Raw genomic sequence first — 24,237 nt, forward strand, 5'->3', positions numbered from 1 at the left:
TCCCCCCTTTACAGGTCGAGTTTCTCGTAATCGGCGTGCGGGCTCACGACTTCCATCCGCTCGGCGAGCAGCGGGCGGAAGCTCGGGCGGCTCTTCATGCCGACATACCAGCGCTTGGTCGTCTCGTGGCTCTTCCAGTCGATGCCGCCCAGATAGTCGGCGATCGAGATCTGCGCGGCGGCGGCAAGGTCGGCGAGGCTGATCGTCGAGCCGGCGATCCATTTGCGGTTGTCGAGCAGGTAATCGGTATAGTCGAGATGCGCGACCGCGGCCTTCATCGCCTCGCGCAGCCGCCCGGCATCGGGCGATTCGCGCAGTACCAGCCGTTTCTCCATGCGCTCCTTGAGCAGGGGGGCGGTGATGTCGCGGTAGAAGAAGGTGTCGAACCACGTCACCAGCCGGCGGATCTCGGCGCGGTCGGCCGAGGTGCCGCCGAGCATCGACGCCTTGTCGACCGTCTCCTCGAAATATTCGCAGATCGCCATCGAATCGATCATCGGCAGGGCCGCCGGGCGCTCGGAATTGACCATCACCGGCGTCTGGCCGGCGGGGTTCATCTGGAGGAACTCGTCGCGCCGCAGCCACGGCGATTCGCGCCGCGGCTCGTACCCCACGCCTTTCTCGGCCAGCAGGATGCGCAGCTTGCGCGAGAAGGGGCAGAGCGGGAACTGGTAGAGCAGCCACATGCCCCGACTGTTAGGGAGCAAGAGGCGGCGTGGGAAGGCGAAAGCGGTGGCGAAGGTTCGCGTCACCCCAGCGAAAGCTGGGGTCTTGTACCGCGAAAGTGCGCTTGCGGCTCGAGACCCCAGCTTTCGCTGGGGTGACGATCATGGCTATCCGATGCGATGCTCGCCGCGGACCCAGCGCACCGTGCCCGAGCTCGAGCGCATCACCACGCTCTCGGTGGTCATCACCTTGCCCTTGCGCTTGACGCCTTCGAGCAGCGATCCGTCGGTCACGCCGGTGGCGGCGAAGATGCAGTCGCCGCTCGCCAGCTCGTCGAGGTCGTAGACCTTGTCGAGATCGTCGATGCCCCATTTGCGCGCGCGCGCACGCTCGTCGTCGTTGCGGAACAGGAGCCGGCCCTTGAACTGGCCGCCGACGCAGCGCAGCGCCGCGCATGCCAGCACGCCCTCGGGCGCGCCGCCCGATCCCATATAGACGTCGATCGTGGTGTCGGGATCGGTGGTGGCGATGACGCCCGCCACGTCGCCGTCGCCGATCAGCACCACGCCGCAGCCGATGCCGCGCAGCTCGGCGATGAGCTTCTCGTGGCGCGGGCGATCGAGCACGCAGGCGATCACCTCGTTGGGCTGCACGCCCTTGGCGGCGGCGATGGCGGCGATGTTCTCGGTCGGCGACTTGTCGAGATCGATGACACCGGCGGGATAGCCGGGACCGACCGCCAGCTTGTCCATATACACGTCGGGGGCGTTGAGCAGGCAGCCTTCCTCGGCGATGGCGAGCACGGCGAGCGCGTTGGGGCCGGCCTTGGCGGTGATCGTCGTGCCTTCCAAGGGGTCGAGCGCGATGTCGATCTTTGGCCCCTTGCCGGGTGCCGAGCCGACCTTCTCGCCGATGAACAGCATCGGCGCCTCGTCGCGCTCGCCCTCGCCGATCACGACGGTGCCGTCCATGTAGAGGTCGTTGAGCGCCTCGCGCATCGCCTCGACGGCGGCGGCGTCGGCGGCCTTCTCGTCGCCGCGTCCCACCAGGCTCGATGCCGCGATCGCCGCCGCCTCGGTCACGCGGACCATCTCGAGCACGAGAACGCGATCGAGAACCTTGCTCGCCGACTGCATGATCTTGGCCATCCTTCCCGAAATCGTTGGCGGCGCGATAGGCGAGGGCGGCGCGAAGGGCAACCGGACGAACAACTTGCCGCCACATTGCTGCGCTGTGTTGGGTACATCCTGCCGGAGGCTCCGCCGATGCTGCTTGCGTTGTTGCTCGCCCAGACGATCGACGCCGACCGGCTGCTCGCCGACCATGCCGACGCGACGCGCGCGGCGATCCGCTGCGAGACCGACGTCGGCGACGAGATCGTCGTATGCGCGCTGCGCGACGCCGACCGCTTCCGCGTGCCCTTCATCGAGCTGACGCCGGGCGACCCCAAGATCATCGACGTGCCCGCCGAACGCGCGCGGCTGATCGCATCGCCGAACAACTGCCAGCAAATGGCCTTGAGCGTGAGCGGCTGCGGGATGGTGGGCGTGACGATGTCGACCTCGGGCGGGCGCGTGCAGCTTTCGCGCCCGCGGCCGCTCGCGCCCTGAACCTTGGTTGGTGCGGTACGGCCCCGGCGGCTTGCATCGCGAGCAGGATGCGGGCAATTCGAACATCCGGAATGTTTGGAGACGCCCATGACGCCGCAGCCCGTATCCAGCCAGGGCGGTATCGACGCCGATAGCTTCGACGCGTTCATCGAGCAGCTTCGCCGCTATGTGCGCGACCGGCTGATCCCTGCCGAGGCGCAGGTGATCGCCGAGGATGCGATACCCGAGCCGATCCTGCGCGAGATGCGCGACATGGGGCTGTTCGGGCTGACGATGCCGGCCGAATATGGCGGCGCAGGCATGAATGTAAGCCAGTATGTCGAGGCGATCCGGCAGCTGAGCTATGCGCTGCCGGCCTATCGCTCGATCACCTCGATCAATCTCGGCATGGTCTGTTCGGCGATCAAGAATGGCGGCACCGATGCGCAGAAGGCCGAATGGCTGCCGCGGCTGGCGGCGGGCGAGATCGCGAGCTTCGGGCTGACCGAACCCGGCAGCGGCAGCGATTCGGCGGCGATGCAGACGATGGCGGTGCGGGATGGCGATGACTGGGTGCTCAACGGCACCAAGCGCTACATCACCAACGCGCCCTTCGCGAAGCTGGCGCTGGTGATGGCGCGTACCTCGCGCGAGACGCTGCCCAAGAACGCGCACGTCTCGGCGTTTCTCGTGCCGATGGACCCGCCGGGCGTGAGCGTCGGCAAATCGGACAGGAAGATGGGGCAGGCGGGCAGCCACATCGCCGACATCATGCTCGACGATGTGCGCCTGCCTGCCGATGCGCTGCTGGGCGGCGAGGAGGGGCGAGGCTTCGCGCTCGCGATGCAAAGCCTCGACAATGGGCGCCTGTCGATCGCCGCGGCGAGCGCGGGCTATGGCCGCCGTATCCTCGACACCGCGATGCGCTACGCGACCGAGCGCCGTGCCTTCGGCGTGCCGATCGCCGAGTTCCAGCTCATCCAGGCGATGCTCGCCGACAGCGAGATCGAGCTCTACGCCGCCGAATGCATGATCGCCGATGCGTGCCGGCGCATCGATGCCGGCGAGAAGGTGCTGCGCAAGGCGGCGGCGACCAAGGTGTTCGCCTCCGAAGCGTGCGGGCGCATCGCTGATCGCTGCGTGCAGGTGCATGGCGGCGCGGGCTATCTGGCCGAATACGAGGCCGAGCGCTTCTATCGCGATGCGCGCATCTACCGCATCTACGAAGGCACCACGCAGATCCTGCAACTGGCGATCGCCAAGAACATGCTGCGCGAGTTCGCCAGCGTCTGATCGGCCGGGTCGGCGCTTGGCGTGGCGTGTGCGGCATGCCATCCTTGCCGCAAAGGGAGGGTCGCTTGTCCATCATCCGCATCGCGCTGGCGCTTGCCGTGCTGTTCTTCACCCCCGCCGCGATGGCGCAGACCGCCTGGCCCTTTGTCGAGCGCGACCATGTGCTTCGCGATTTCGCGTTCAAGACCGGCGAGCGGATGGACGTGCGGATGCACTATCGCGTCGCCGGCACGCCGCGGCGCGATGCCAAGGGCCGCGTCACCAACGCGGTGATGATCCTGCACGGCACCGGCGGAGCGGGATCGCAGTTTCTGGCACCCCACTTCGCCGATGCGCTCTATGCGCCCGGCGCGCCGTTCGATCTGGCGAAAACCTATGTGATCCTGCCCGACAATATCGGCCATGGCGGATCGTCGAAGCCGTCCGACGGGATGCGCATGGCGTTTCCGCGCTACGACTATGACGACATGGTCGATGCGCAGCGCCGCCTGCTGGGCGAGGCGCTGGGCGTCGATCGCCCGCGGCTCATCATCGGCACGTCGATGGGGTGCATGCACGCCTTCGTCTGGGGTACGCGCTACCCGCAGGCGCCGCGCGCGCTGATGCCGCTGGCGTGCATGCCCGTCGAGATCGCCGGATTGAACCGCATGTGGCGGCAGCTGCTGATCGACGGGATCAAGGCCGATCCGGCCTGGGCGGGCGGCGACTATAGCGCGCAGCCGCAGGCGGGGTTGCGCAATGCGGCATCGCTGCTGATCGTGGCGGGCGCCGCGCCGCTGGCGCTGCAACGCGCCTATCCAACGCGCGAGGCCGCCGAGCAGGCCGCCGCCGAGCGCGTGGCGAACTATATGCGCGGCTTCGATGCCAACGACATGATCTACCAGTTCGATTCGTCGCGCACCTACAATCCCTGGCCGCTGCTCGAGCGCATGACCGCGCCGACCGTGTGGATCAATTCGGCCGACGACTTCATCAACCCGCGCAACCTGCCCTTCCCCGCACAGGCGATCGAGCGCTTGCCCGATGCGCGCTTCAAGCTGGTGCCCGAGACCGAGGAGACCTTCGGCCACGGCACGCATACGCGGCCCGACTTCTGGATCGACGACCTGCGCGAGCTGCTGGCGCGCACCGAAGGCTGACGCGTGCGTCGTTGTCGGGCAACGCTCGCCCCGGACTGCCGCTAGTCGCGGCCGACGCTGGTGGGCGGCGTCGCGAGGTGCGGCACGTCGGGATCGAACAGCGCCACCAGCAGCAGCACCGCCGCCAGCAGCGCCGCGACGATCAGCGCCGCGAACCATGGCGGCGGCCGCGTGCCGCGCCCGCCGGTCACGGCGCCGCCGCCTCGGCGACGCCGCCCGCCAGCGCCGCCATGCAGATCGCGGTCTCGCGCTCGCCCATCACCACCTGATCGGCGCCATGCCGTTCGAGATACGCCACCTCGTCGTCCGAATGCGCGCGCGCGACGATACGCAGATCGGTACTGGCGGCGCGCGCTCGCGCCGCGATGACGCCGGCTTCATAGCCTTCGGGGATGGCGATCAGCAGCGTCGCGGCGCTTGCCAGGTCGGCGCGTGCGAGCGTGGCCATGTCGGTGGCATCGCCGCGCACGGTGTCGAACCCCGCTTCGCGCGCTGCCGCGACGATATCGGGCTGGTCCTCGACCACCACCACGCGGTAGCCGGCATCGCGCATCCGCGGCGCAAGCAGCCGGCCGACGCGGCCATAGCCGACGAGCACGACATGGCGACCGCTGCCGGGCGGCGGCGGCGCCACCACTTCGGCATCGACACGCGGCGCCGGCGAGCGACCCTGCTTGACGATGAGCTTGAAGATGAGCGGGTTGAGCAGGATCGACAGGATCGCGCTTGCCAGGATCAGGTCGCGCGCGGCATCGGGCAGCACGCCCAGATTGCTGCCCAGCCCCGCGAGGATGAAGCTGAACTCGCCGATCTGCGCAAGGCTGGCCGATACGGTGAAGGCGGTACCGTTGCCATGGCCGAAGGCGCGCACGATCGCAAAGGCCGCGAGCGACTTGCCGATGACGATGATCGCCACCGTCGCCAGCAGCTCGAGCGGCTGGTCGACCACCACGGCGGGGTCGAACAACATGCCCACCGACACGAAGAACAATACGGCGAAGGCATCGCGCAGCGGCAGCGTCTCCTCGGCGGCGCGGCGGCTGAGCTGCGTTTCGCCGAGGATCATGCCGGCGAAGAACGCGCCGAGCGCGAACGACACGTCGAACACGAACGCCGCGCCGAACGCCACGCCGAGCGCGATCGCGAGCACGGCGAGCCGGAACAGCTCGCGCGAGCCGGTATGCACCACCCAGTGCAGCAGCCACGGGATGAAACGACGCCCGACGACGAGCATCAGCGCGAAGAAGCCCGTCACCTTGAGCGCCACCGCGCCCATCGAGCGCAGGATCTCGGCACCGCCCGCGCCATCGGGGTTGTTCTGCACCGCGACGATCGCGGGCAGCAGCACCAGCGCCAGCACCATCGCCAGATCCTCGACGATCAGCCAGCCGACGGTGATGCGCCCGCGCTCGGTCTCGACAAGGTCGCGCGCCTGCAGCGCGCGCAGCAGTACCACGGTGCTGGCGACCGACAGCGCAAGGCCGAACACGATGCTCGCGGTGAGCGTCCATCCCAGCCACAGCCCGAGCGCGGCACCGAGCGCGGTGGCCGTCGCGATCTGCACCACGGCGCCCGGAATCGCGACGCGGCGCACCGACATCAGATCCTTGAGCGAGAAATGCAGGCCGACGCCGAACATCAGGAGGATGACGCCGAGTTCGGCAAGCTCGGCGGCCAGCCGCCCGTCGGCGACGAAGCCCGGCGTGAACGGGCCGACGAGCACGCCGGCGAGCAGATAGCCCGCGATCGGCGAGATGCGCAGCCGGTGCGCGATGGCGCCGGCGATGAAGGCGAGCACCAGTCCTGCGACGACGATGCCGATGAGCGGCGTCACATGATGCATGGCGCACCTCGCGGGGCCGGCGGGAAGGGGAAGGCGGTAGGGGTCATGGGCACCTCGCGAGCAGACACGAAAACGGCGCCCGGCGGGCGCAGCGGATCGGTCAGCGCGCAGGCGGCGCCTGTGGCTGGACGAGGTTGCGCAGCGCGCGGTCGGGCGGCGCGCGGGCCGGCGGCGTCGCGAACCGCGCGGGCGGGCGCGCTGTCGCGACGAGCGCGATGGCGAGTGTCAGGAGCGCCATCGTTAGGATCGCGCCGCCTGCGCGCTCGACCGCCGATTTCTGGATCGTCGCGCCCGGCGCCAGCAACGACACATCGGCAGTGGCCGCGCTGAACGCCGATCCGCGCCCGCGCTCGAGCGGCGCGGCGACCGGTGCCACGGCGTGACCCAGCACCATCGCCACCATCGCCAGCGCGATCAGCCGCGCAAGCAACACGCGCCATCTACCGGCAAGGGGGAGCGGAACGGCCATTGCTTGCGAAATAGGTATTGCCGGGGCTGGCCGCCAGCGGTGCAGTGCCGGGTAGTGGACGCGTAAAGCCGCACGGGATCTTCGTCGGGCTGGCACTGCGCCGAAAGCTGCCTGTCCGCTATCGCCCCACTTGCGAACATCTCGCGCGCGCCACAAAATGCGACCATGGGCAGAATCGACATCCAGCGTGAGGCTGTTCCTCAGGTCGTAGCGGACGTTCGAATGTACGACGTGGCGGATGGTGGCAGGAGCAGCCCCGCTCAGCCGGGCTGGGCCTGTCCAGTGATGGTGTGTAAGGCCGAGCCGCGACAAGGTTATGACGCGCTTCCGTTGCTTCGCGACCAACCGCTGGAAGCGGGTGAGCGACGACAGCTGGGCTTTGTATTTCTTGCGCCTGAGACGGCGGTAGCAGCGATCGAAAAAGCGGGTCGCTTCTATCTGTGGGAAGGTCGCTTCATCGGCGAGGCGACCGTGGTTGCGAACGGTAGCTAGCGCCCAATTGCGAACATTCTGCGGGATAGCGTAGATCCATTCTAATGAAGATGCCGCCAGTCACTCCCCAAGGTGTTTTGCGCGAACTAGGCAAGCAGCCTAGCTTGGCGCGCCGTATTGCAAGAGGTTGGATGGCCGTAGGCTCACTTCTGGCGTTACTCGCCATAGCCATGGCTGTCGCACACTTTGCTTATGGCGTTCCGATCCAAAACAAGGATACAGGAACAGCGGCTACTGACGTTGAGATAGCGAGTGTCGTTGCCCTCTTTGTTGGGGGCGGGTTACTGTTCGTTGCTTTAGGTTATGCGCTGCGGCGTTGGTCATTTTCGCAGTCCAATGACCGCTAACTGCCCATAACGGCCATTCAGCCGCTGCGCCAAAAGCGGCTGTCCATAGCTTCGCCACCTACAGCGCGCGCGCGATGAGCAGCTTCATGATCTCGCTCGATCCGCCATAGATGCGGCTGACGCGCGAATTGCGGAACATGCGCGCGATGGGATAGTCGTTCACATAGCCATAGCCGCCGTGCAGCTGCAGGCAGGCGTCGACGACTTCCCATTCGGTTTCGGTGGCCTGCAGCTTGGCGATCGCCGAGGTCGGCCCGTCGAGCGTGCCCGCCACCGCCGCATCGATACATTCGTTGACGAAGCTGCGCACCACGCGCGCCTTCGCCGCCAGCCCGGCGAGCGTGAACTGGGTGTTCTGGAAGTCGAACAGCGGCTGGCCGAACGCCTTGCGATCGCGGACATAGGCGATCGTCGTCTCCAATGCCTTTTCCATCACGATCGCGCTGGTGATGGCGATGAGCAGCCGTTCGCGCGGCAGCTCGGCCATCAGCTGCGCGAAGCCGCGACCTTCCTCGGCGCCGAGCAGGTTCTGTGCGGGCACCCACACATCGTCGAAGAACAGCTCGCTGGTATCCTGCGCGTCGTTGCCGATCTTGTCGAGCTTGCGGCCGCGGCGGAAGCCTTCGGCCTCGTGCGGCTCGACCACCAGCAGCGACACGCCCTTGGCGCCCAGCGACGGATCGGTCTTGGCGACCACCACGATCAGGTCGGCGATCGCGCCGTTCGAGATGAAGGTCTTGGCGCCGTTGATGCGATAGCCGTTGCCGTCCTTGAGCGCCGTGGTGCGGATCGCCTGGAGGTCGCTGCCGGCGCCCGGCTCGCTCATCGCGATCGCCGCCACGCGCTCGCCGTTCGACAGCGAAGGCAGCCAGCGGCGCTTCTGCTCCTCGGTGCCGTGGAGCTGGATGTAGGGCGTGACGATGACATTGTGCAGGCTGGCGGCGAACCCGTCGACGCCCTTGCGCGTCACCTGATCGACCACCACCAGATCGTGGCGGAAATCGCCGCCCTGGCCGCCATATTCGGCGGGCACCGATACGCCGAGCAGCCCCGCCTGCCCCGCCTCGCGCCAGAAATCGCGCTCGACCTCGCCCGCCTCGCGCCAGCGCGCGGTGCGCTCGGGCGGGGCGTTGCGATCGAGGAAGAGGCCGACCGAATCGGCGAACATGCGCAGCTCGGGATCGTCCATGAAGGCGGGCTGCGGGAACGACAGGCGCATGGGGCTCTCCGTTTGCTCGCCCTCTTGTCGGGGCAGCGGCAGCCTAAGCGAAGCATTGCAAAGTGCAACGGGTCGTCTTGGCGCTGTCCCACCGCTAGGGTTTCTGCAAAAGGCACGCAGCAGGGCAGGGCAAGGAGCACGCATGAACCGGATCGGCATCTATGGCAGCCTGGGGCGCATGGGGCAGGCGATCGTCGCGGCGATGCCCGCGCTCGACGCGATCCATGCCGGCGGCGCCGATGCGGGCGACGATCCGGTGCCCGTGGCGCGCAATGCCGACGTGCTCGTCGATTTCTCGGCGCCCGCCGCGCTAGAGGCGCATCTGGCCGCCGCGCGCGCGGCCTCGACGCCGATCGTCATCGGCACCACCGGACTGCAGCACCGCCACCACGCCATGATCGACGCCGCCGCCGGCGACATCGCGATATTGCAGACGGGCAATACCTCGCTCGGCATCGCTTTGCTCTCGGCGCTGGTGCGCGATGCCGCGCGTCGGCTGGGGCCCGACTGGGACATCGAGATCGCCGAGATGCATCACCGCGACAAGGTCGACGCGCCATCGGGCACCGCGCTGATGCTGGGCGAGGCGGCCGCCGAGGGGCGTGGGCTCAGCCTTGCCGATTGCAGCGTCGAGGGGCGCGCGGGGCTGGTGGGCGCACGCGCACGCGGCACGATCGGCTTCGCCAGCCTGCGCGGCGGCAGCGTGGTGGGCGATCACATGGTGGTGCTGGCGGGCGACGGAGAGCGCATCGAACTGGCGCACCGCGCCGAGGATCGCGCGATCTTTGCGCGCGGCGCGGTGCAGGCGGCGCTGTGGCTCGCGGGCCAGCCCGCCGGGCGCTACACGATGGACCAGGTGCTGGGCCTTTGAGGCGGCGATGAACCGCGCGGCGATCGTCGAGTTCTTCGCGCGGCTGGCCGAGGCCAATCCGGCGCCCGAGACCGAGCTCGAATATGTCAACGCCTACACATTGCTGGTGGCGGTGGCGCTTTCGGCGCAGGCGACCGATGTGGGCGTCAACAAGGCGACGCGCGCGCTGTTCGCCGAGGTCGATACGCCCGCAAAGATGGTCGCGCTGGGCGAAGAGGGGCTGAAGGCGCACATCAAGACGATCGGGCTGTTCAACACCAAGGCGAAGAACGTGATCGCGCTGTCGCAGACGCTGATCGAGCGGCATGGCGGCGAAGTGCCCGAGGATCGCGCCGCGCTGGAAGCGCTGCCCGGCGTCGGCCGCAAGACCGCCAATGTCGTGCTCAACTGCGCCTTCGGACACGAGACCTTCGCCGTCGACACGCACATCTTCCGCGTCGGCAACCGCACGGGCCTGGCGCCGGGCAAGACGGTGCTGGCGGTCGAGCAGAAGCTCGAGAAGCGCGTGCCGCAGCCCTTCCGCCTGCACGCGCATCACTGGCTGATCCTGCACGGCCGCTACATCTGCAAGGCGCGCACGCCCGAATGCTGGCGCTGCCCCGTGGCCGATCTGTGCCGCTACCGCCCCAAGACCCCGCCGCCCGCCGAACGCGCGCGCAAGCCCGGCTGAACCCACTGGCGCGGCCCGCAATGCTTTGCTAGGCGAACGCTCAGGCACCCGTAGCTCAGCTGGATAGAGCGCTGCCCTCCGAAGGCAGAGGTCACAGGTTCGAATCCTGTCGGGTGCGCCAGTTTTCAATCACTTAGAAGTAGCTCGGCTTTGACGTACGCAATTAGTACGGAGGAAAGCTCAAAGCGTATGGACGTGAAATCCCATGCACTCGCGGCGTTCGAGGATGCGCGAATAGCCATTCGCAACGATGTTGGAGGGATTATAGCCGATCACGCCCAGCGGGGTTTGTTGAGATCGGGAGCGACCTTCAAAAGAGCGATCGCTTCGTACGAAACGCAAACGGCACTCTTTATGGATGAATGTCTGTCGCGAATCTCTACCCATGTGAATGGGCGCGGAAGGCGCTGGAACGAGTATACCTCACAAGCGCGGATCGCATTGCAGGTTCACCTGAATGCAGCACGCGCGATACTTCAGCGAGCGATTGAGGTTTCAGGCGTCAGTGACGGTTCGATCGAAAGGGAGATAGGTCGTGCCAATAAGAAAATACTTCAAAAGTTTGACGACTATGCAAGCGGTTGGACAGCGCCACGGTCAATACCGTGGACAGAGCGTCATAAGTTCTTTTTTTCTTTCACGCTGATTGTGATTGGCGCGATAATTTCGAAGGCGATCGAGCTAGTCCACAAATTCTTTTTTCCTTCATATTGATTTGCGAGATCAGCTTAGCACCTCGCGATACACGCCCCGATACGCGCGCCGCACTCGATGCTTGGATTGCTCGCCAAGAAGCCGTCAGGAGTCGTCCGGAGGCAATCCGGCTCCCTGATGGCCTCAGCCCTCGAAAACGCGCTGTAAGGCCCCTCTACGGGCAAAATCGAGGCGGTTGGACACGGTGCGCAAGACTCTTGTTGCGCCGCTATCCCTTTTTGACTTAACTGAAAGATGGTTGTCCCCCGAGACGACGAAACCCCAGCGCTGGCAGGCGCCGGGGTTTCTGATCGGGGGCAACTCTCGCGGGATACCAGTCCGGAACGCGAGAGCGGGATGAACCCCAGTGTATGGCGGCAACGTCTAACGCTTAGGTTCGTGCCGTCAAGTCCGGTCGTTTGCCAGCTAAGGATGAAGAAATGGCAAACCTTCCGAAGCCGCCTAAGCGGCGTAAGCGATACCCTCTCAGCGATGCAGCGATAGCTGATATTTGGACCCGCATTCGTGCGGGCGAAAAGCAGCATGATATCGCGGCGGACTATGGGGGCAATCAGGGCCGCGTGTCGGAGATTAAGACCGGGAAGCGTGGAAATCACGTTACCGGCTTGCCTCCAAGGTAACGGCAGAAGCCGGAACGGGGGTCGTCGGGAAACTGGCGGCCCCTTACCTTCAAGCCAAGAGCGATGCGAGCGCCGCGACCATAAGCGCAGTAAGGATCGCGGCCTCGATCTGGATGGGGTTAGGGCGCTTCACCACCGCACCCTATACGTTCGACCTCGCGGTCGATCAGGCGGAACCCGTAACCGGCAGCAACCCGAGCCGCGAAGCCCAGTCCATACGAATAGCCGATGCAGTTGTGCGTGCGCTGCATCCCCGGCTGCATCGGCTCGATTGTAACCGTGAACAGGTTGCCCACCGCGCGCTCTAGAGTGACCGTCCCCATCATCGGCCGCGACCGCCCATCGCGCGGCGCTGTGCCTTCATCTGCGCCATCTGCGCGCTTTGGGTGTTCCGGGTCGAAACATCGCCCGCGATGGCGGTGACGACCGGGCGGAACAAAGCGCCCTCCTCAACAGCAACCTGCACGATGGTCTGCCGCTGCCGAGCCCCCCCCTTGCCCGGATCGATATACATGTTTTCGCCGCGCGACACGCGAGCGATGCCGCGCCCGTTCAGCGACAGCACATTGGTATCGACGCCGCCGAACCCGCCAAGCTTCATCGCACCGCCATTGGCGAAGCCGGGCAGCGCCACGGCGTCCGCACTGGTGATGCCGTTGCCCTTCGCAAGCAGGCTTTCAGCCGATGGCCCCTTGAGCACGCCCAGCGCGCCCAACGTATCGAGGATGCCGCCGAACAGCCCACCAATGTCGCCGGCCTTGATGGCGTTGACCATCGACTGAATCGATTGCGTAACCGATCGGGCGGTGCTCTCGAAGCTGCTCGCAACGTTATCGTTGGCCGCGATCGACGGATCGACCATCACGCCCTGCAAGCGCGCAAAATGATCGCGGATGCCGTCCACCATATCGGGCACCCAGCTATTGCCGACAACAGCGATGTAGGCGTCTCGAAATGGCTTCACCATCGCAGCCACGCGCTTTGTCACGCCCGCGACAACGGCGCCCATCTTGTCGAGCAACCAAGTTTTCACGCCCTCGTACAGCCCACGTACCCAGCCTAGCGCGCGATCGATGTAGGGCTTGATCTGGTCCCAATTCTTGAACGCATAGACCGCCGCCCCGACAGCGGTTGCTACCAGCCCGATCGGCCCGAGCATGAACCGGAACGCCACGCCCAATGCCATTGCGCCGACTTTGCCAGGACCGAACAACGGCAGCAGCAGCCGCATAGAGCTAACCAAGCCGCCCACGGCGATCAGGGCAGGCCCGAGCGCCGCCGACACGCCAGCGATGGCGATACCCCATTTGACCGTTTCGGGGTTCGATTGCGACAAGCGCGCCGCCAGATCGGTGAATTGCTGTACCATCTTCGTCAGGCTGTTCAGCAGCCCGCTACGGACTAGCGTGATCGTCAGGCCCTGCATCGCCTTGTCCATCTGGCGCTGCGCGTCAGTGTATTCCTTGAAGCGTGCGATATCCTCGGCCGTCATTGGCTGCGCTTGGCGCCCCAGCTCGGCCAAAGCCTTCCCGTTGTCCTGAAGCAGCGGCAACAGGAGCGTGGCGTCGCTCGCCATCGCTTCCATGTAGAACGTCATCTCGTTGGCGTTCAGACCGGCCTTTTGCAGCGAAGACACGAACAGTTGCAGCGCGTCGGGGCCGCTCAGATTGCGAAACGCCTCGGCGGTGATGCCAACCTTGGGCGCCACCTTCTCGAAGAAGTCGGCCATCGGGCCGCCGCCGGTTTGCAGGAAGTCGCCCACCCGGTCGCGCACGTCCTTCAGGATATCGCCGAGCTTGTCCTGTTCGATGCCTACCGTCTGCGCGGCATAGGCCATGCGCTGGAATTGCTCGGACGATGCGCCGGCCATGTTCGCAAGGCGGGTGATCTCGCTCGCGCTTTGCGCCATTTCGCGCGCGCTGCCGAGCGCGGCGGTTCCGATCGCGGCAAGCGGCGCGGTCAGGCCGATCGACAGCTTGGCGCCGATCCCCTGCATCGCTTTGCCGGCCTTCTCCATCGACCGCTGCGCGGCCTTCAGGCGCTTGTCGGTGTCGCCAATGCCCTTTTCAAAAGCGAGGCTATCGAAGCTCAGGATATAGCGCAGATGGCCTAGAACTACGCCTGTACCGCCGCCTTTAGCCATGCCGGCCCCCTATGCCGTGAAGGTTGAGGGGAAGCGCGTTTGGATACCCCAACGCGGGCCGCGCTTCCCCAAGGTCCGTCGTTGGACCTATCTCGTCTCAAGCGCGGAAATGCGCTCGTGAAGCTGGTGCAGGCACTCGTCGGTCGTCTGCGCGACCTGCACCAGCGCCTCGGTTGAAAGATGAAAGTCGCGGCTGATACCGTCAGGCGCCGGGGCTGGCGGTTGCTCGGCCCATTTCAGCAGCGCATGGCTAACCGGCTGGTCGAGCCGCACGACTGGATGCGCTCGCGCAATCGCGCCGGCCGTCCGCTCGACAAGCGCCGTGGATTGATCGCGCCCAATCGTCCGAACTGGATCTGACAGCCGCACGACACGCACCGGGCGGGGGTTGGCAGCGCGCAGCCTCGCATCGAGCGCCTTCACCTCGGCGATCGTGCAATCCCGGTTCGCCGGCACCGCCACGAGACTCAACTCGTGCCATTCCCATTGCAGGAACCGCATACCGCCGTTGTCCATGAACTCGCTCTTGATCGGGCGAAACCCGATGCTGACCGCCGTGCGCAGCCCCGCGCGGATCATATCCCAAGCGCCGTCAACCAGCTCCTTGACCGGGCCGGGCGTCGTCACCTTGGCAATCTTGGCGCGAAAGCGGATGCCGCCTTTCGTCGGCTCGGCCTCGACAACCGAACCAACTGCGCTGGTATGGTTGTGGTCAAGCAGCAGCGGCAAGGGCAGCTTGAGCATGGCGCCGAGCGGCTCCACGACATCGCCTTGGCGATCGACGCTAGGCGTGGTCGCAAGGCCCGAGATGGTGCGGTCGCCATCATCGGCCTTCGTGATGGTGATGAGCGAATAGGCCCGGTTCACGATGCCGGCTCCTCGCTAGGCGCGATGCCCGAAAGCAGCGCCACCGAACCGGCACGCTCGACGCGCCAATTCTCGCGGATCATCGCGGCGATGGCGACCGCATTGACCTGCCATAGCGAAACCGTGGTGGTCGCGGTTGGCGTGGTGCTGTCCATCGTCGGGTTGTCGAGCATCTGCACCGTTGTCTGCGAGCTGGCGCGGATTTCGGCGCCCACGTCATCGGCGGCATAGGCAATGCCGGTCGGGTCGATCAGCGCGAGCTGGTAATTCCCGTCACCGTCGTTCGGCATCGAGCGCGAAGCGATGGCGGGGATGCCGGCGATTTCACCGCCGCGCGCGCCTACGTTCGGGTAATCGGCGCCCGATAGCTGCACCAGCAACTCGGGCTTGCCCACCAGTACCGCGGTTGTCAGATCGCCGCCGAAGCTCGCGACCAGCCGCTCCAAATCGGCCTTGAAGCTGCCGGCTGGGTTCGCTTCAACAGGTGTCAGGCCATTCGTGACCGACGACGGCATTTCGTCCGCAACGCCAGCGTTGGCCGGGTCGATGAACGCGGTGTCGCTCGCTTCCATGATCGCACGCACCAGGTCGGCGCGGATGCTCGCCTCGGCGGCCGGGTCGGCGCTGGTAAGCAATTCTTCCGTGGCGACAGTCATTGCGGCGATGCGCAGCGCCTCGAGCGTGCGCCGCTGAAACTGCATCGACGTGAGCGGCATCGCAGCGCCTTCGGGCACCCAAGCGGGCGTGGCGCCGCTCGTGATCGCCAGAACGGGCACGCGCAGCGGAACGCGGCGAAGGCCCGTCAGCCGGCCGATGATCGACTGTTGCCGCACCAGCCCGAGAAAGTCAGCGGCTACGGCAGCGTATTCGCTGACAAGCTCCTCGCCCCAAGCGTCGCTGACGGTCGCGCCGCTGGCAACGGTCGCCTTCAGCAGCCGGGCCGGTTGCGATCCTTCGCCCCAGCGCGAAGCCGCATATTCGGCCGTTTCAATCCCGTTGCCGCGCGTCACCGCCTTGGCGATCGCCATGCGCAGAAACGCCGAACCCTTCATCATTGCCGTCATGCAACGCCCTCCATCATGGCCAAGCTGTTGCAGCTTCGGCGCCTTCGCGAAAGGAAGCGTCGGGAACGATCGGGAACTATCGGGCTAAAAACTTAGCTGCGCGCGGTGTAGTCGCTCAAGTCGGACAGGCGATAATAGGCTCCGCCGGCTCGCTTCACGCTCGGGATATGCCGATCGGTGCCAACTGTATTGGCCAGCGTCTTTGGCGCGCGGTCAATCAGCTTTGCAGCAATGTCGCGACGCACCCGGTCGTCTGGTGTGATCGTCCACCCGTTTTCAATGCACGTCGCGCGCATAGCCTCGACCGACACGCGGGCGCCTTCGTCCGCATCGGGAAGCGTGCCAGAGCCGCCGCAATGTGGACAGCAGCGCATCAGGCGCGCCGCCTAGCGCACGCGCGCGCGCGTGAACGCGGGCGAAAAACTGTGTTAGCGTTGAAGATCGATTTCCGCGCCGGTTTCCCGTCCGGCGGTGTTCGGCGCGCGATCCACCCCCCTATGGCGCGGTCCGTGGCGACCGGGGTGCGCGGGTTGGCCATTTGTTGAACTCTCAATTGTGGATGTGTGAAATTCAGTCCCGCGCCGGTTTCCAGTCGCTCGGGCCAGAGGTGCGCCTCGCCCCCCGTCACTCGAAGTCGTCCCAGCCGGGAACAGGCTCGTCGCCAGTCTCCCCCGGCGCAAATATCGGCACGCCAAGGTCGCGCTTGCCGGCGGTGCCTACCTTCCAGGAAGCGGGCGCGGCGGCCCTAGTGGCCGCGCCCGGTATATCTTTAGATATAGGGTGTGTGCACGGTGCGGGTTGGTGGTGTTGGTTGGTGCGCTCGGGAGCATCTGGTTGGTGCATGGTTGGTGCAATGGTTGGTGCACCCTCGGCGCGCGTGATGCCCGTTACCCATTGCCGGTTCTGGCGCTGGAAAACGCGGCCTTCGGCAACGATTTCGCCTAGGTGCAAAAGCCGCTCTAAGGCAGCCTCAAAGGCAGCGGCTTTCGTGCCCTTGGCACCTGTCATCGCCTCGAATACGCGCGGCGCGTAGTTGCGAGCAGCCCGGCTTGCGGACACGGCACGTCGTTCATCGCGGGTCTTATCCAGCAGCTCGACAAAGAGGCTGTTGACCTTGGAGTCTCGCGCCACAGACTCGATTTCTGCGCGCACCGATTTCGGCAAATCTTCATCACGCACAAGCGCGAAGTCATGCCAGCGGAACGCCACCGGTTCGCCCGCACGTGCGTAGTTGGCTTTGCCCAGGCTCAGCGCGCGCGCGTCGGGGTCGTGCTCGTCGGTGCGCTCCAAGAGCACCTGCGACCGCACTGCGTTCAACCAGGCCGTCGAGCCGGAAAAGCTGTCACCAGCCTTGTTGCGGTGGGCGATCAACAGGATCGTCACGCCCAGGTCGCCGCATAGCCGGTACAAGAGGTTGATGAACGCCGTGACCTGACCGCGATCATTCTCGTTGCCGGCGAACAGATGCGCCACGTTGTCGAGCGTCACCAGCTTGGCGCCGGTCGCCTTGATCGTCGCGCGCAGCATTGCATAGGCGGGTGTGGCGCGCAGCGTGCCCGCGCCGTCGAAGGTCGCCAGCTCGTTGTTCAGGCGCCCGCGCAGGCTGACAACGTGGAGCTTCCCCGCGAGCGCGGGCAGCGTCGTGCCGATCGCGTCGGCTATCTTGGCGAGCCGCCAATGGTTTTCGCGCTGGTCGTCCTCGGCCGTGACGTAAAGCGCCGGGCCGGGTGCCACGTCCATGCCCAGCATAGGGCGCCCAGCCGCCGCGCAGGCGCTTATCTGAAGCGCCAGCGTCGACTTGTTCGCGCCCCCGTCCCCGGTGATGATGACGACCTCGTCGCGCGGGATGAAGGGCGCCATCACAAACGCCTTGGGCGTCGGTGCGGTCGCTGCCCAAGCGCTCAAGTCGGCAATGTCGAACGTGTCGCCGGGTGCGTCGATCGCAGCCTTGACCAGTGCCGCCAGATCGTCTGCGCTACCGTTCCAGTCCATAATGTCGCCCTTGGCGGGCAGCCCGGGTAGATCGACAATCAGCGCCGTGCCATCGGCACGCTCGACAGCTTCCTTCGCCGCCACGGCGATGCGCGTCCCCTCGGGGTCGTTATCGGGCAGTATCACGGCTGTCCGCCCCGTCACGTATCGTGCGAACTCGAAACCCTTCCAGTCCTTGCTCGACGTGGCAACTAGGCCCCAGCTCGCGAGCTTGTCCGCCTGCTTCTCGCCCTCGGCCATGTAGATGATCGCGTCTTTCGGCGCGGCGATAAGGTCCGGTAAGCGGTAGGGCACCGGCTCGGCATCGCCTCGGCCGGGCTTCCATCCGCCCGCACCGTCGGGATGCTCATAGCCATACTTCTGCTTCGGACGGTCGAGGCGCGTCTTGGCGTACAGCACGCGCCCGCCTGCATCGTGATAAGGATAGCGGGGGTTTGCCAGGCCGGCTTTCCAGCCACTCGCCAGCGTCGCCTCGATTTCCTTCCGATCCAGCCCGGTTTCGTTCGCTGCGTCGTACAGGGCGCGCCGCGCGGGATCAGGATCAAGCTGCTCGCCAGCGACCAATTGAGCGACCGCGAACGCCGATCGGTTGAGTTGAGCATTACGCCCGCCGCTTCCGATCGAACGAACCGCCGCGACTTCTGCGTTCAAAGCCGCCTCGCCATAAGGGGTCATCAGAACTCCCCCGGATAGGTCGCGAAGCCAACGTCAGGGCAGGCGTCAGTGCGTGCGGCATCGCAGATGAACACATCGCACTGGCCGCCGTATTCATCGCGGTTCAGCGCATAGGCGGCGGCAATGGCGTCCTGCCCGCGATCGAACGGGCCGATCGCGCCACCCCAGCTATCGCCCGACGCACTCTCGTGCGACACGGTGAAGCCCTCGATACGGTCGCCAAACACATGCACCGTGCCGTGACGATCCGAGCGCCGCGCCGGGAACGGAATGATATGGCTCATGCCGCACCCCCGCTGCGCAAGCGAAGCGTGCCGACTATGCGCGGCCGGTTCATACGGCGTCCTCGTCGCTGTCGGCGCCCCAGCCGCTATGCCCACCCAGCATGTGGAAGCCACACCCGTCGTCGCCGGCCTCGCAAACGTCGGTTTCAGGATCGAAGCCGCGCGGGTCGTCCTCGACCGACGTGTCGGGGTCGTCGTCCTCTAGGTCCGGGTCAGGATCGATGCGGTCGAGGCGTGCGATCAGGATTTCGACGCGCGACAGATGCTGCTCGATTTCCGCCTCGACGGCATTGCGCAAGCGGAAGGGGAGGGCCTTACCCATGTGCGGCCTCCGCTTCCCGAACGCGGCAAAGCGCGTCGTGAATGTCGCCCGCTTCGCGATCGACAGCCTTCCATATCTCGATCGCGGCATAGATCAGGTTTGATGCGCGGTTCGGTTCGTGGTCCACATGCTCGGCAGCGACGTCGATCAGCGTATGCACGATATCCATGTGTGCGCGCAGTTGATCCATTACGTCGAGGTCGAAGCTTGCGAAGCGTTCGGTGCTTGTCTGGTCAGCCATGACGCACCGCCAATTCCAGCTTGGTCAGCCGTTCAGCGATCGTACGGGCCTGCGCCTCGACCATATCGGCGATGTGCGTGGCGATGTTCTGCGCGCGCAACTCCATCGGCCGCGCGCCCTCGGCTGGCTCCCAGTCGTCGAGCGCGTTCGTGAGCGCCTGTCCGAGCGCCTCCAGTTGGCAGGTCGCGCTAATGATGCTCCAAAGCTCGTCTTGATGATGCCGGGTGGGGTTGGTAGTGGTTTCCGTGTCGCCGGCCAGGTTGACAACGGAAGCCCCTGCCGCGCCGCGGTGGGGGTTTTCTTGTGGCATCACGCGGCCTCCCGCGCTGCAATGCGGGTTTCAATCCACGCGTCGATTTCTGCGTTCGGCCAAGCGTTCAAGCGCCCGCCGATCTTCACCGGGCGCGGGAACTGACCCGCCGCCATAAGATCATAAACTGCGGATCGCGATAGCGCAGTGCGCGCCATCACGTCGGGCAATCGAAGTAGCTGCATTGTGTCGTCCTCCAATGTTTACTTGGACGACACGAACACTACGCATGGAACGCGCGATGGCTACAAGTTTGCAGTGCGCCTATTTGTCGTAAATAGCGTTCCGCGCGAGTTGCAGAGTAAGCTTCCGTGCTCGCCGCCGGGAAGCGATCCATTCGACACACTCGGTTCGACCCAACCCGCTAGATTGCATCGCTTCCGACAGCACCGCCTCGAAATTATCGCCCGAGTCCAAAGCCTCGGCGGCCTGATTGAACACTCTTCGGACATCGACCAAATCGGCCCTAAGTTTTCGCTTAGGCCCACGCTTTCGCTTCTTGAACACGATACGCATTTCCGTATCAGCGTCGTCGTCCAGTGCCATGTCGAGCGCCACGCACAGAATTCGCATGTGCTCGCACAGTATTTGCGCTGCCCGGCCTTCGGTTTCGAATATGTTTTTCTGATCGGTAAAGGCGAGTATCTCTTTCACGTACGCCTTGAGCGTGTCGGTACTTTCGATGCCGGTGGTAAGGCTTTCAAACGCCCATCCAGCCGTGACAATATTTGGCTTTTCGCCGCCGCTCATAGTGCTAGCCCCGCCAGTGCCTCGGTCGCGGCTGTTCGGATCAGATGTCCATAGTGGCGCTCGATCATTTCAACACTGGTATCGCTAATTTGCGCGATCGTCAGCAGCGACAGGTCGCCGGTCGCCAAGTCGGTGATGGTGCTATGTCGAAGCGTGTACGCAGTGACGCCGGCGGGTAGGTTCGCTGCCTTGGCCGCCGCCGCAATGGGCAGCTTCCAGCTATTCTTTTCCCACGCGGCCCCATTTGCCCGCATAAATAGGGGCGCTGCCGGGAGCTTTCCTTTTGCCTGTTCGGCGAACAGGTTGGCCGCGACGGGCGGCAAAAGGATACGGCGCGGCTTGCCGCTTTTGTCACGACCGATAGACAGCTCGGACGTGCGCTTGTCGAAGTTGCCAGCCGTCAGACTGGCGACAGCTCCGGGCCGTAGTGGCAGGAGGCACATGGCGCGAAAGAACGGCTCGGCGTCAGCAGGGAGCGCCGCTAGCAGGGCTTTGCGCTGTGTTCGGTCGAGATAGAGCGTGCGTTGCCGATCGGCGTTCCTGATAGGTCGTAGAGCCTCTTGCCAAGCCGCCTCAGTGTCGGGCGTGCCCGGAGCCAGCACGCGATTTAGCGCCGCTCGTAGAACAGTCATGTCACGATTGATCGAAGCTGCCGCGCGCGGTCGGGTCGCGGCCTCGCCCTCTTTCCGGCGACTGACCAGCGCGGGGGTCGATTGCAGCCGTTCACGCCATGCCGTCAGATGATGCCGCCTAAGCTTCGCCAACTTCACCTTGGCGATCGCGTCAGGATATACATAGCGCCTGAAGCGCGCCTCGGCTTCGGCGCGGCTTTCAGCATATTTCCGGCAAGCCTGTTCGACGGTTTCGACCTTCAACTCGCCGCCGCTTTCGATGCGGGTCGCGTATGCCTCGGCCTCCGTTTTTGCGGTAGCGAACCGCTCGCGGCTTGGCTGGTCGCCGAAATCGCCTAGCGCCTTCAGCTTGTATCCGTTCGTTTGCTCGTCGTACGACCGGGCGATCCACGTCCCCGCGCCGCCTTTTGCGGATGGCCGATAGCCGATAAAGCAGCCCGGCCGGATGCGATGCCAATATGGCTCGCGGCGCGCCTTCAAAGCCTCGCGATCCTTTACCTTGCTAAGGTCCATTCGCCGCCCTTTCATTCCGTACGTAAAAAGTACGAAAAACGTGGTCGGAAAATGCTGGATCGTATCGGACGAAAAGTCAAGGTTTTCTGCGGGCTCTGTCGTTCAATGGCGTCCAGCTAGATGGCTCTTTTCTGCCCTCCGAAGGCAGAGGTCACAGGTTCGAATCCTGTCGGGTGCGCCACAAATCAGTGACTTAGCGGCACAGACGAGACCGGCTTTAGCCGGGCTGGCGATTTATGTGCGACAGCAGATCCTTCAGACCTGCGTTGTCGAGCATCGCATCCGCCAGCAAGCGCTCGAGCCGGGCGTTCTCCTCAAGGGCACGGAGCCGCTTCGCGTCGGTCACCTCCGACCCGCCGAACTTCGCCTTCCACACAGAGTACGTCGCGCTCGACAGACGGTGTCGCCGGCAAAGCTTCGTCACCACAGCGCCCGCCTTAGCCTCCTTCAGGATGCCAAGCATCTGCTCTTCCAAGAACTGCTTCCACTTCATCTCTTCGTCCCTTCGAGCGGCCGGTCTCTAGCTCCAGGTGGATGAAGAAACGGGGGTTCACGTCAGTCGTCGATTGCGCCTCAATTGCGCGCGGGCGCGGTGGAGGCACGGATCAGCAATCGGTGTGCGAGGCGGGTTTCGGCGGTGAATTCGCGCCTTTCTATCCGTGCGAGGAGAACGCCGGTCGCCTGCTTGGCCATTTCATATGTCGGTTGGCAGATTGTGGTGAGCTGTGGCCACACCACACGCGAGATTAAGCTGTCGTCGAACCCCGCGATCGAGACCTGCCCGGGCACGTCGAGCCCGCGTTCCTTGGCGGCCAGCAGCACGCCGGCGGCCATGTCGTCATTGGCGGCGAACACCGCGGTGGGCCGCGTCGCGGCGGCGAAGATGCGGCGGCCGGCGGCAACACCAGATTCGAAGGTGTAGAGCCCGCCGTCGAGCAGTGCCTCGTCGTGCACGATTCGACGTTCGGCCAGCGCTTCGCGAAAGCCCGCAAGGCGCTGCGTGTTCGAGGGGTGATTGGGGTCGCCCTGCACGAACGCGATCCGGCGATGGCCTAGATCGAGCAGATGCCGCGTCATCTCGCGCGCGGCGGCGATGTCGTCGATGCCGACGGCGGGCGAGGCGGTAGGGGCGGTGGTCGGCGCGATCCGCACGAACGGGAAGCGCGCCTGCGTCAGTTCCTCGACCGTCGCCGCGTCGTCGCCGAGCGGCGGCGCGAGGATCAGCCCCTCCAGTCCCGACGCACGCGCGATGCCGAGCAGCCGGCCCGACATGTTCGCCGCACTCTCGCAAGGGAACAGCAATAGCTGGAAGCGCTCGTCGTGCAGCCGGTCGAGCGCCCCCGTCTGCAGATCGACGACATAATTGGGGCTGGGATTCTCGTAGAACAGCCCGATCAGGAACGAGCGCCCGCGCACGAGGCTGCGCGCGGCCATGTTTGGGTGGTAGTCGAGTTGCGCGGCGGCATCGAGTACGCGCTTGCGCGTGGCCGGGCGGACGAACGGCTCGTCGTTGAATACGCGCGACACGGTCTTGATCGAGGTGCCCGAGAGTGCGGCGACATCGGTGATGGTCGCGCGCCCACGCGTGCGGCCACGCTCCTCGACGTCGGTAAACTGCATGGGCCCTCCAGAACTGCCGGCGCACGATGATGCGTTAGTGTCGCCCTGACAAGCGGACGAACGTTATCAGGCACACGTTGACAGCGTTGCCATAAAAGCATAGACAGCGTTGTCATAACAAGCTAGGCGAGGAAGACTGATGGGGTGGCGCGGCGTGGTCGTTCGACCGGCGATGATGGCGAGCGTGGCGCTCTTGTCGCTTGCCGCGATGAGTCCCACGACTGCCCAACAAGCAGCCCCGCCCGTCGATCCGCAATCATGGCCGGTGCCCGCGCGTGTCGGTACGGCGGATGCGGCGGTCGAGGCTCGGGTTGAGGCGTTGCTGCGGGCGATGTCGCTCGAGCAGAAGGTGGGGCAGGTGGTGCAGGGCGATATCGCCAGCCTGACGCCCGAGGACGTGCACCGCTATCATCTGGGCTCGGTACTGAACGGCGGCAACTCGACGCCGAGCGGCGCGTACAATGCGCCTGCGCCCAAGTGGCTGGCGCTGGCCGATGCGTTCCACGCCGCCTCGATGCGCCCCAACGGCACGCTGCCGCGCATCCCGGTGATGTGGGGATCGGATGCGGTGCACGGCCACAACAACATCGTCGGCGCGACGCTGTTTCCGCACAATATCGGCCTCGGCGCCGCGCGGAACCCCGAGCTGATGCGTCGCATCGGCGAGGTGACGGCGATCGAGATGCGCGTGACCGGGCTCGACTGGACCTTCGCGCCGACGCTGGCGGTAGTGCGCGACGATCGCTGGGGGCGCACCTATGAGGGGTTCGGCGAGCATCCCGAGATCGCGACCTCGTATGCACGCCCGCTGATCGAGGGGTTGCAGGGCAGGGTGGGCGATGCCGACTGGCTGCGCGGCCCCCACATCATCGCCACCGCCAAGCATTTCCTC

Annotated in this window: 30 protein-coding genes, 2 tRNA genes and 1 pseudogene; 12 read left to right on the top strand and 21 right to left on the bottom strand. The window is 65.5% G+C overall.

Annotation, left to right across the window (positions count from 1 at the left end; translation table 11 throughout):
* Positions 1–8: 8 nt before the first annotated feature.
* Entirely contained in the window at positions 9–686 is a 678-nt protein-coding gene (locus FBR43_RS15850; RefSeq protein ID WP_136943977.1) for a glutathione S-transferase family protein, read from the bottom strand.
* A gap of 147 nt (positions 687–833) precedes the next feature.
* Positions 834–1,802, bottom strand: coding sequence for a class II fructose-bisphosphatase (gene glpX / locus FBR43_RS15855; protein ID WP_136944298.1), 969 nt, complete (start codon positions 1,800–1,802; stop codon positions 834–836).
* 129 nt (positions 1,803–1,931) lie between these two features.
* Here glpX and FBR43_RS15860 point away from each other — a divergent pair, with 129 nt between their 5' ends.
* The 3 genes from FBR43_RS15860 to FBR43_RS15870 all read left to right on the top strand — a co-directional run bounded on the left by FBR43_RS15860 (position 1,932) and on the right by FBR43_RS15870 (position 4,687).
* Complete coding sequence (locus FBR43_RS15860; protein ID WP_136943978.1) at positions 1,932–2,276, top strand: hypothetical protein; 345 nt, start codon at positions 1,932–1,934, stop codon at positions 2,274–2,276.
* Positions 2,277–2,363: 87 nt separating this feature from the next.
* Entirely contained in the window at positions 2,364–3,548 is a 1,185-nt protein-coding gene (locus FBR43_RS15865; RefSeq protein WP_136943979.1) for an acyl-CoA dehydrogenase family protein, read from the top strand.
* 71 nt (positions 3,549–3,619) lie between these two features.
* Positions 3,620–4,687: an alpha/beta fold hydrolase gene (locus FBR43_RS15870; RefSeq protein WP_394344057.1), complete on the top strand. Its 1,068-nt coding sequence runs from the start codon at positions 3,620–3,622 to the stop codon at positions 4,685–4,687.
* 41 nt (positions 4,688–4,728) lie between these two features.
* Here the strand turns inward: FBR43_RS15870 and FBR43_RS16260 are convergent, their stop codons facing one another.
* The 3 genes from FBR43_RS16260 to FBR43_RS15880 all read right to left on the bottom strand — a co-directional run bounded on the left by FBR43_RS16260 (position 4,729) and on the right by FBR43_RS15880 (position 6,999).
* Positions 4,729–4,878, bottom strand: coding sequence for a hypothetical protein (locus FBR43_RS16260; protein WP_169542647.1), 150 nt, complete (start codon positions 4,876–4,878; stop codon positions 4,729–4,731).
* Complete coding sequence (ybaL, locus tag FBR43_RS15875) at positions 4,875–6,530, bottom strand: YbaL family putative K(+) efflux transporter (RefSeq protein WP_136943981.1); 1,656 nt, start codon at positions 6,528–6,530, stop codon at positions 4,875–4,877. The genes FBR43_RS16260 and ybaL overlap by 4 nt, the downstream gene beginning before the upstream one ends.
* Positions 6,531–6,630: 100 nt before the next feature.
* Positions 6,631–6,999, bottom strand: a complete 369-nt coding sequence (locus FBR43_RS15880; RefSeq protein ID WP_136943982.1) for a hypothetical protein — start codon at positions 6,997–6,999, stop codon at positions 6,631–6,633.
* Positions 7,000–7,164: 165 nt separating this feature from the next.
* Here FBR43_RS15880 and FBR43_RS15885 point away from each other — a divergent pair, with 165 nt between their 5' ends.
* Both FBR43_RS15885 and FBR43_RS16375 read left to right on the top strand, forming a co-directional pair.
* Positions 7,165–7,491 carry a hypothetical protein gene (locus tag FBR43_RS15885; protein ID WP_169542648.1) on the top strand — a complete coding sequence of 109 codons (327 nt, stop codon included), beginning with the start codon at positions 7,165–7,167 and terminating at the stop codon, positions 7,489–7,491.
* A 44-nt stretch (positions 7,492–7,535) separates the two neighbouring features.
* Positions 7,536–7,838: a hypothetical protein gene (locus tag FBR43_RS16375; protein WP_212611940.1), complete on the top strand. Its 303-nt coding sequence runs from the start codon at positions 7,536–7,538 to the stop codon at positions 7,836–7,838.
* A 58-nt stretch (positions 7,839–7,896) separates the two neighbouring features.
* On the opposite strand, the gene FBR43_RS15890 is transcribed toward FBR43_RS16375, so the two are convergent.
* Complete coding sequence (locus FBR43_RS15890; protein WP_136943983.1) at positions 7,897–9,057, bottom strand: acyl-CoA dehydrogenase family protein; 1,161 nt, start codon at positions 9,055–9,057, stop codon at positions 7,897–7,899.
* A 142-nt stretch (positions 9,058–9,199) separates the two neighbouring features.
* Here FBR43_RS15890 and dapB point away from each other — a divergent pair, with 142 nt between their 5' ends.
* The 4 genes from dapB to FBR43_RS15910 all read left to right on the top strand — a co-directional run bounded on the left by dapB (position 9,200) and on the right by FBR43_RS15910 (position 11,312).
* Positions 9,200–9,928, top strand: a complete 729-nt coding sequence (gene dapB / locus FBR43_RS15895; RefSeq protein WP_136943984.1) for a 4-hydroxy-tetrahydrodipicolinate reductase — start codon at positions 9,200–9,202, stop codon at positions 9,926–9,928.
* A gap of 7 nt (positions 9,929–9,935) precedes the next feature.
* Positions 9,936–10,598: an endonuclease III gene (nth, locus tag FBR43_RS15900; protein WP_136943985.1), complete on the top strand. Its 663-nt coding sequence runs from the start codon at positions 9,936–9,938 to the stop codon at positions 10,596–10,598.
* Between the two features lie 44 nt (positions 10,599–10,642).
* Positions 10,643–10,719 (top strand) — tRNA-Arg (locus FBR43_RS15905).
* A 68-nt stretch (positions 10,720–10,787) separates the two neighbouring features.
* Complete coding sequence (locus FBR43_RS15910) at positions 10,788–11,312, top strand: hypothetical protein (RefSeq protein WP_136943986.1); 525 nt, start codon at positions 10,788–10,790, stop codon at positions 11,310–11,312.
* Positions 11,313–12,051: 739 nt separating this feature from the next.
* Here the strand turns inward: FBR43_RS15910 and FBR43_RS15915 are convergent.
* Both FBR43_RS15915 and FBR43_RS16380 read right to left on the bottom strand, forming a co-directional pair.
* Positions 12,052–12,228 carry a hypothetical protein gene (locus tag FBR43_RS15915; RefSeq protein ID WP_169542649.1) on the bottom strand — a complete coding sequence of 59 codons (177 nt, stop codon included), beginning with the start codon at positions 12,226–12,228 and terminating at the stop codon, positions 12,052–12,054.
* Positions 12,229–12,254: 26 nt separating this feature from the next.
* Entirely contained in the window at positions 12,255–13,769 is a 1,515-nt protein-coding gene (locus FBR43_RS16380; RefSeq protein ID WP_212611941.1) for a hypothetical protein, read from the bottom strand.
* Positions 13,770–13,832: 63 nt separating this feature from the next.
* On the opposite strand from FBR43_RS16380, the gene FBR43_RS16265 reads away from it, so the two are divergent.
* Complete coding sequence (locus tag FBR43_RS16265; protein ID WP_212611942.1) at positions 13,833–14,045, top strand: hypothetical protein; 213 nt, start codon at positions 13,833–13,835, stop codon at positions 14,043–14,045.
* A gap of 117 nt (positions 14,046–14,162) precedes the next feature.
* Here the strand turns inward: FBR43_RS16265 and FBR43_RS15925 are convergent, their stop codons facing one another.
* The 11 genes from FBR43_RS15925 to FBR43_RS15975 form a co-directional block, all read right to left on the bottom strand.
* The gene (locus FBR43_RS15925) at positions 14,163–14,942 is read right to left on the bottom strand and encodes an HK97 family phage prohead protease (protein ID WP_136943988.1); all 780 of its coding nucleotides are present in this window, start codon (positions 14,940–14,942) and stop codon (positions 14,163–14,165) included.
* The gene (locus FBR43_RS15930; protein ID WP_136943989.1) at positions 14,939–16,006 is read right to left on the bottom strand and encodes a phage major capsid protein; all 1,068 of its coding nucleotides are present in this window, start codon (positions 16,004–16,006) and stop codon (positions 14,939–14,941) included. Before FBR43_RS15930 ends, FBR43_RS15925 begins: the two co-directional genes overlap by 4 nt.
* A 92-nt stretch (positions 16,007–16,098) precedes the next feature.
* Positions 16,099–16,317 carry a hypothetical protein gene (locus FBR43_RS15935; protein WP_136943990.1) on the bottom strand — a complete coding sequence of 73 codons (219 nt, stop codon included), beginning with the start codon at positions 16,315–16,317 and terminating at the stop codon, positions 16,099–16,101.
* A gap of 313 nt (positions 16,318–16,630) precedes the next feature.
* Complete coding sequence (locus tag FBR43_RS15940) at positions 16,631–18,673, bottom strand: AAA family ATPase (RefSeq protein WP_136943991.1); 2,043 nt, start codon at positions 18,671–18,673, stop codon at positions 16,631–16,633.
* Positions 18,673–18,957, bottom strand: a complete 285-nt coding sequence (locus FBR43_RS15945; RefSeq protein WP_136943992.1) for a hypothetical protein — start codon at positions 18,955–18,957, stop codon at positions 18,673–18,675. Before FBR43_RS15945 ends, FBR43_RS15940 begins: the two co-directional genes overlap by 1 nt.
* A gap of 49 nt (positions 18,958–19,006) precedes the next feature.
* Complete coding sequence (locus tag FBR43_RS15950; RefSeq protein ID WP_136943993.1) at positions 19,007–19,279, bottom strand: hypothetical protein; 273 nt, start codon at positions 19,277–19,279, stop codon at positions 19,007–19,009.
* Positions 19,272–19,520, bottom strand: coding sequence for a hypothetical protein (locus FBR43_RS15955; RefSeq protein WP_136943994.1), 249 nt, complete (start codon positions 19,518–19,520; stop codon positions 19,272–19,274). The genes FBR43_RS15950 and FBR43_RS15955 overlap by 8 nt, the downstream gene beginning before the upstream one ends.
* Positions 19,513–19,830: a hypothetical protein gene (locus FBR43_RS15960; RefSeq protein ID WP_136943995.1), complete on the bottom strand. Its 318-nt coding sequence runs from the start codon at positions 19,828–19,830 to the stop codon at positions 19,513–19,515. The genes FBR43_RS15955 and FBR43_RS15960 overlap by 8 nt, the downstream gene beginning before the upstream one ends.
* Positions 19,830–20,015, bottom strand: a complete 186-nt coding sequence (locus FBR43_RS15965; protein WP_136943996.1) for a helix-turn-helix transcriptional regulator — start codon at positions 20,013–20,015, stop codon at positions 19,830–19,832. The genes FBR43_RS15960 and FBR43_RS15965 overlap by 1 nt, the downstream gene beginning before the upstream one ends.
* 79 nt (positions 20,016–20,094) lie before the next feature.
* On the bottom strand, positions 20,095–20,580 hold the full coding sequence (locus FBR43_RS15970) for a hypothetical protein (RefSeq protein WP_136943997.1): 486 nt from the start codon (positions 20,578–20,580) through the stop codon (positions 20,095–20,097).
* Positions 20,577–21,725, bottom strand: a complete 1,149-nt coding sequence (locus FBR43_RS15975; protein ID WP_249276640.1) for a tyrosine-type recombinase/integrase — start codon at positions 21,723–21,725, stop codon at positions 20,577–20,579. Before FBR43_RS15975 ends, FBR43_RS15970 begins: the two co-directional genes overlap by 4 nt.
* 108 nt (positions 21,726–21,833) lie before the next feature.
* Here FBR43_RS15975 and FBR43_RS15980 point away from each other — a divergent pair.
* Positions 21,834–21,906, top strand: a tRNA-Ser gene (locus tag FBR43_RS15980).
* A gap of 63 nt (positions 21,907–21,969) precedes the next feature.
* Here the strand turns inward: FBR43_RS15980 and FBR43_RS15985 are convergent.
* Positions 21,970–22,218 (bottom strand): annotated as a pseudogene (locus FBR43_RS15985) (transposase); the annotation flags it as partial.
* Positions 22,219–22,298: 80 nt separating this feature from the next.
* Positions 22,299–23,345: a LacI family DNA-binding transcriptional regulator gene (locus tag FBR43_RS15990; RefSeq protein ID WP_136944000.1), complete on the bottom strand. Its 1,047-nt coding sequence runs from the start codon at positions 23,343–23,345 to the stop codon at positions 22,299–22,301.
* Positions 23,346–23,484: 139 nt separating this feature from the next.
* Here FBR43_RS15990 and FBR43_RS15995 point away from each other — a divergent pair.
* Positions 23,485–24,237: glycoside hydrolase family 3 N-terminal domain-containing protein (locus FBR43_RS15995; protein ID WP_317128333.1), on the top strand; the 753-nt coding region annotated here is incomplete at its 3' end.

Origin of the sequence: Sphingomonas baiyangensis, assembly GCF_005144715.1 — a bacterium.
Lineage (GTDB): Bacteria > Pseudomonadota > Alphaproteobacteria > Sphingomonadales > Sphingomonadaceae > Sphingomonas > Sphingomonas baiyangensis.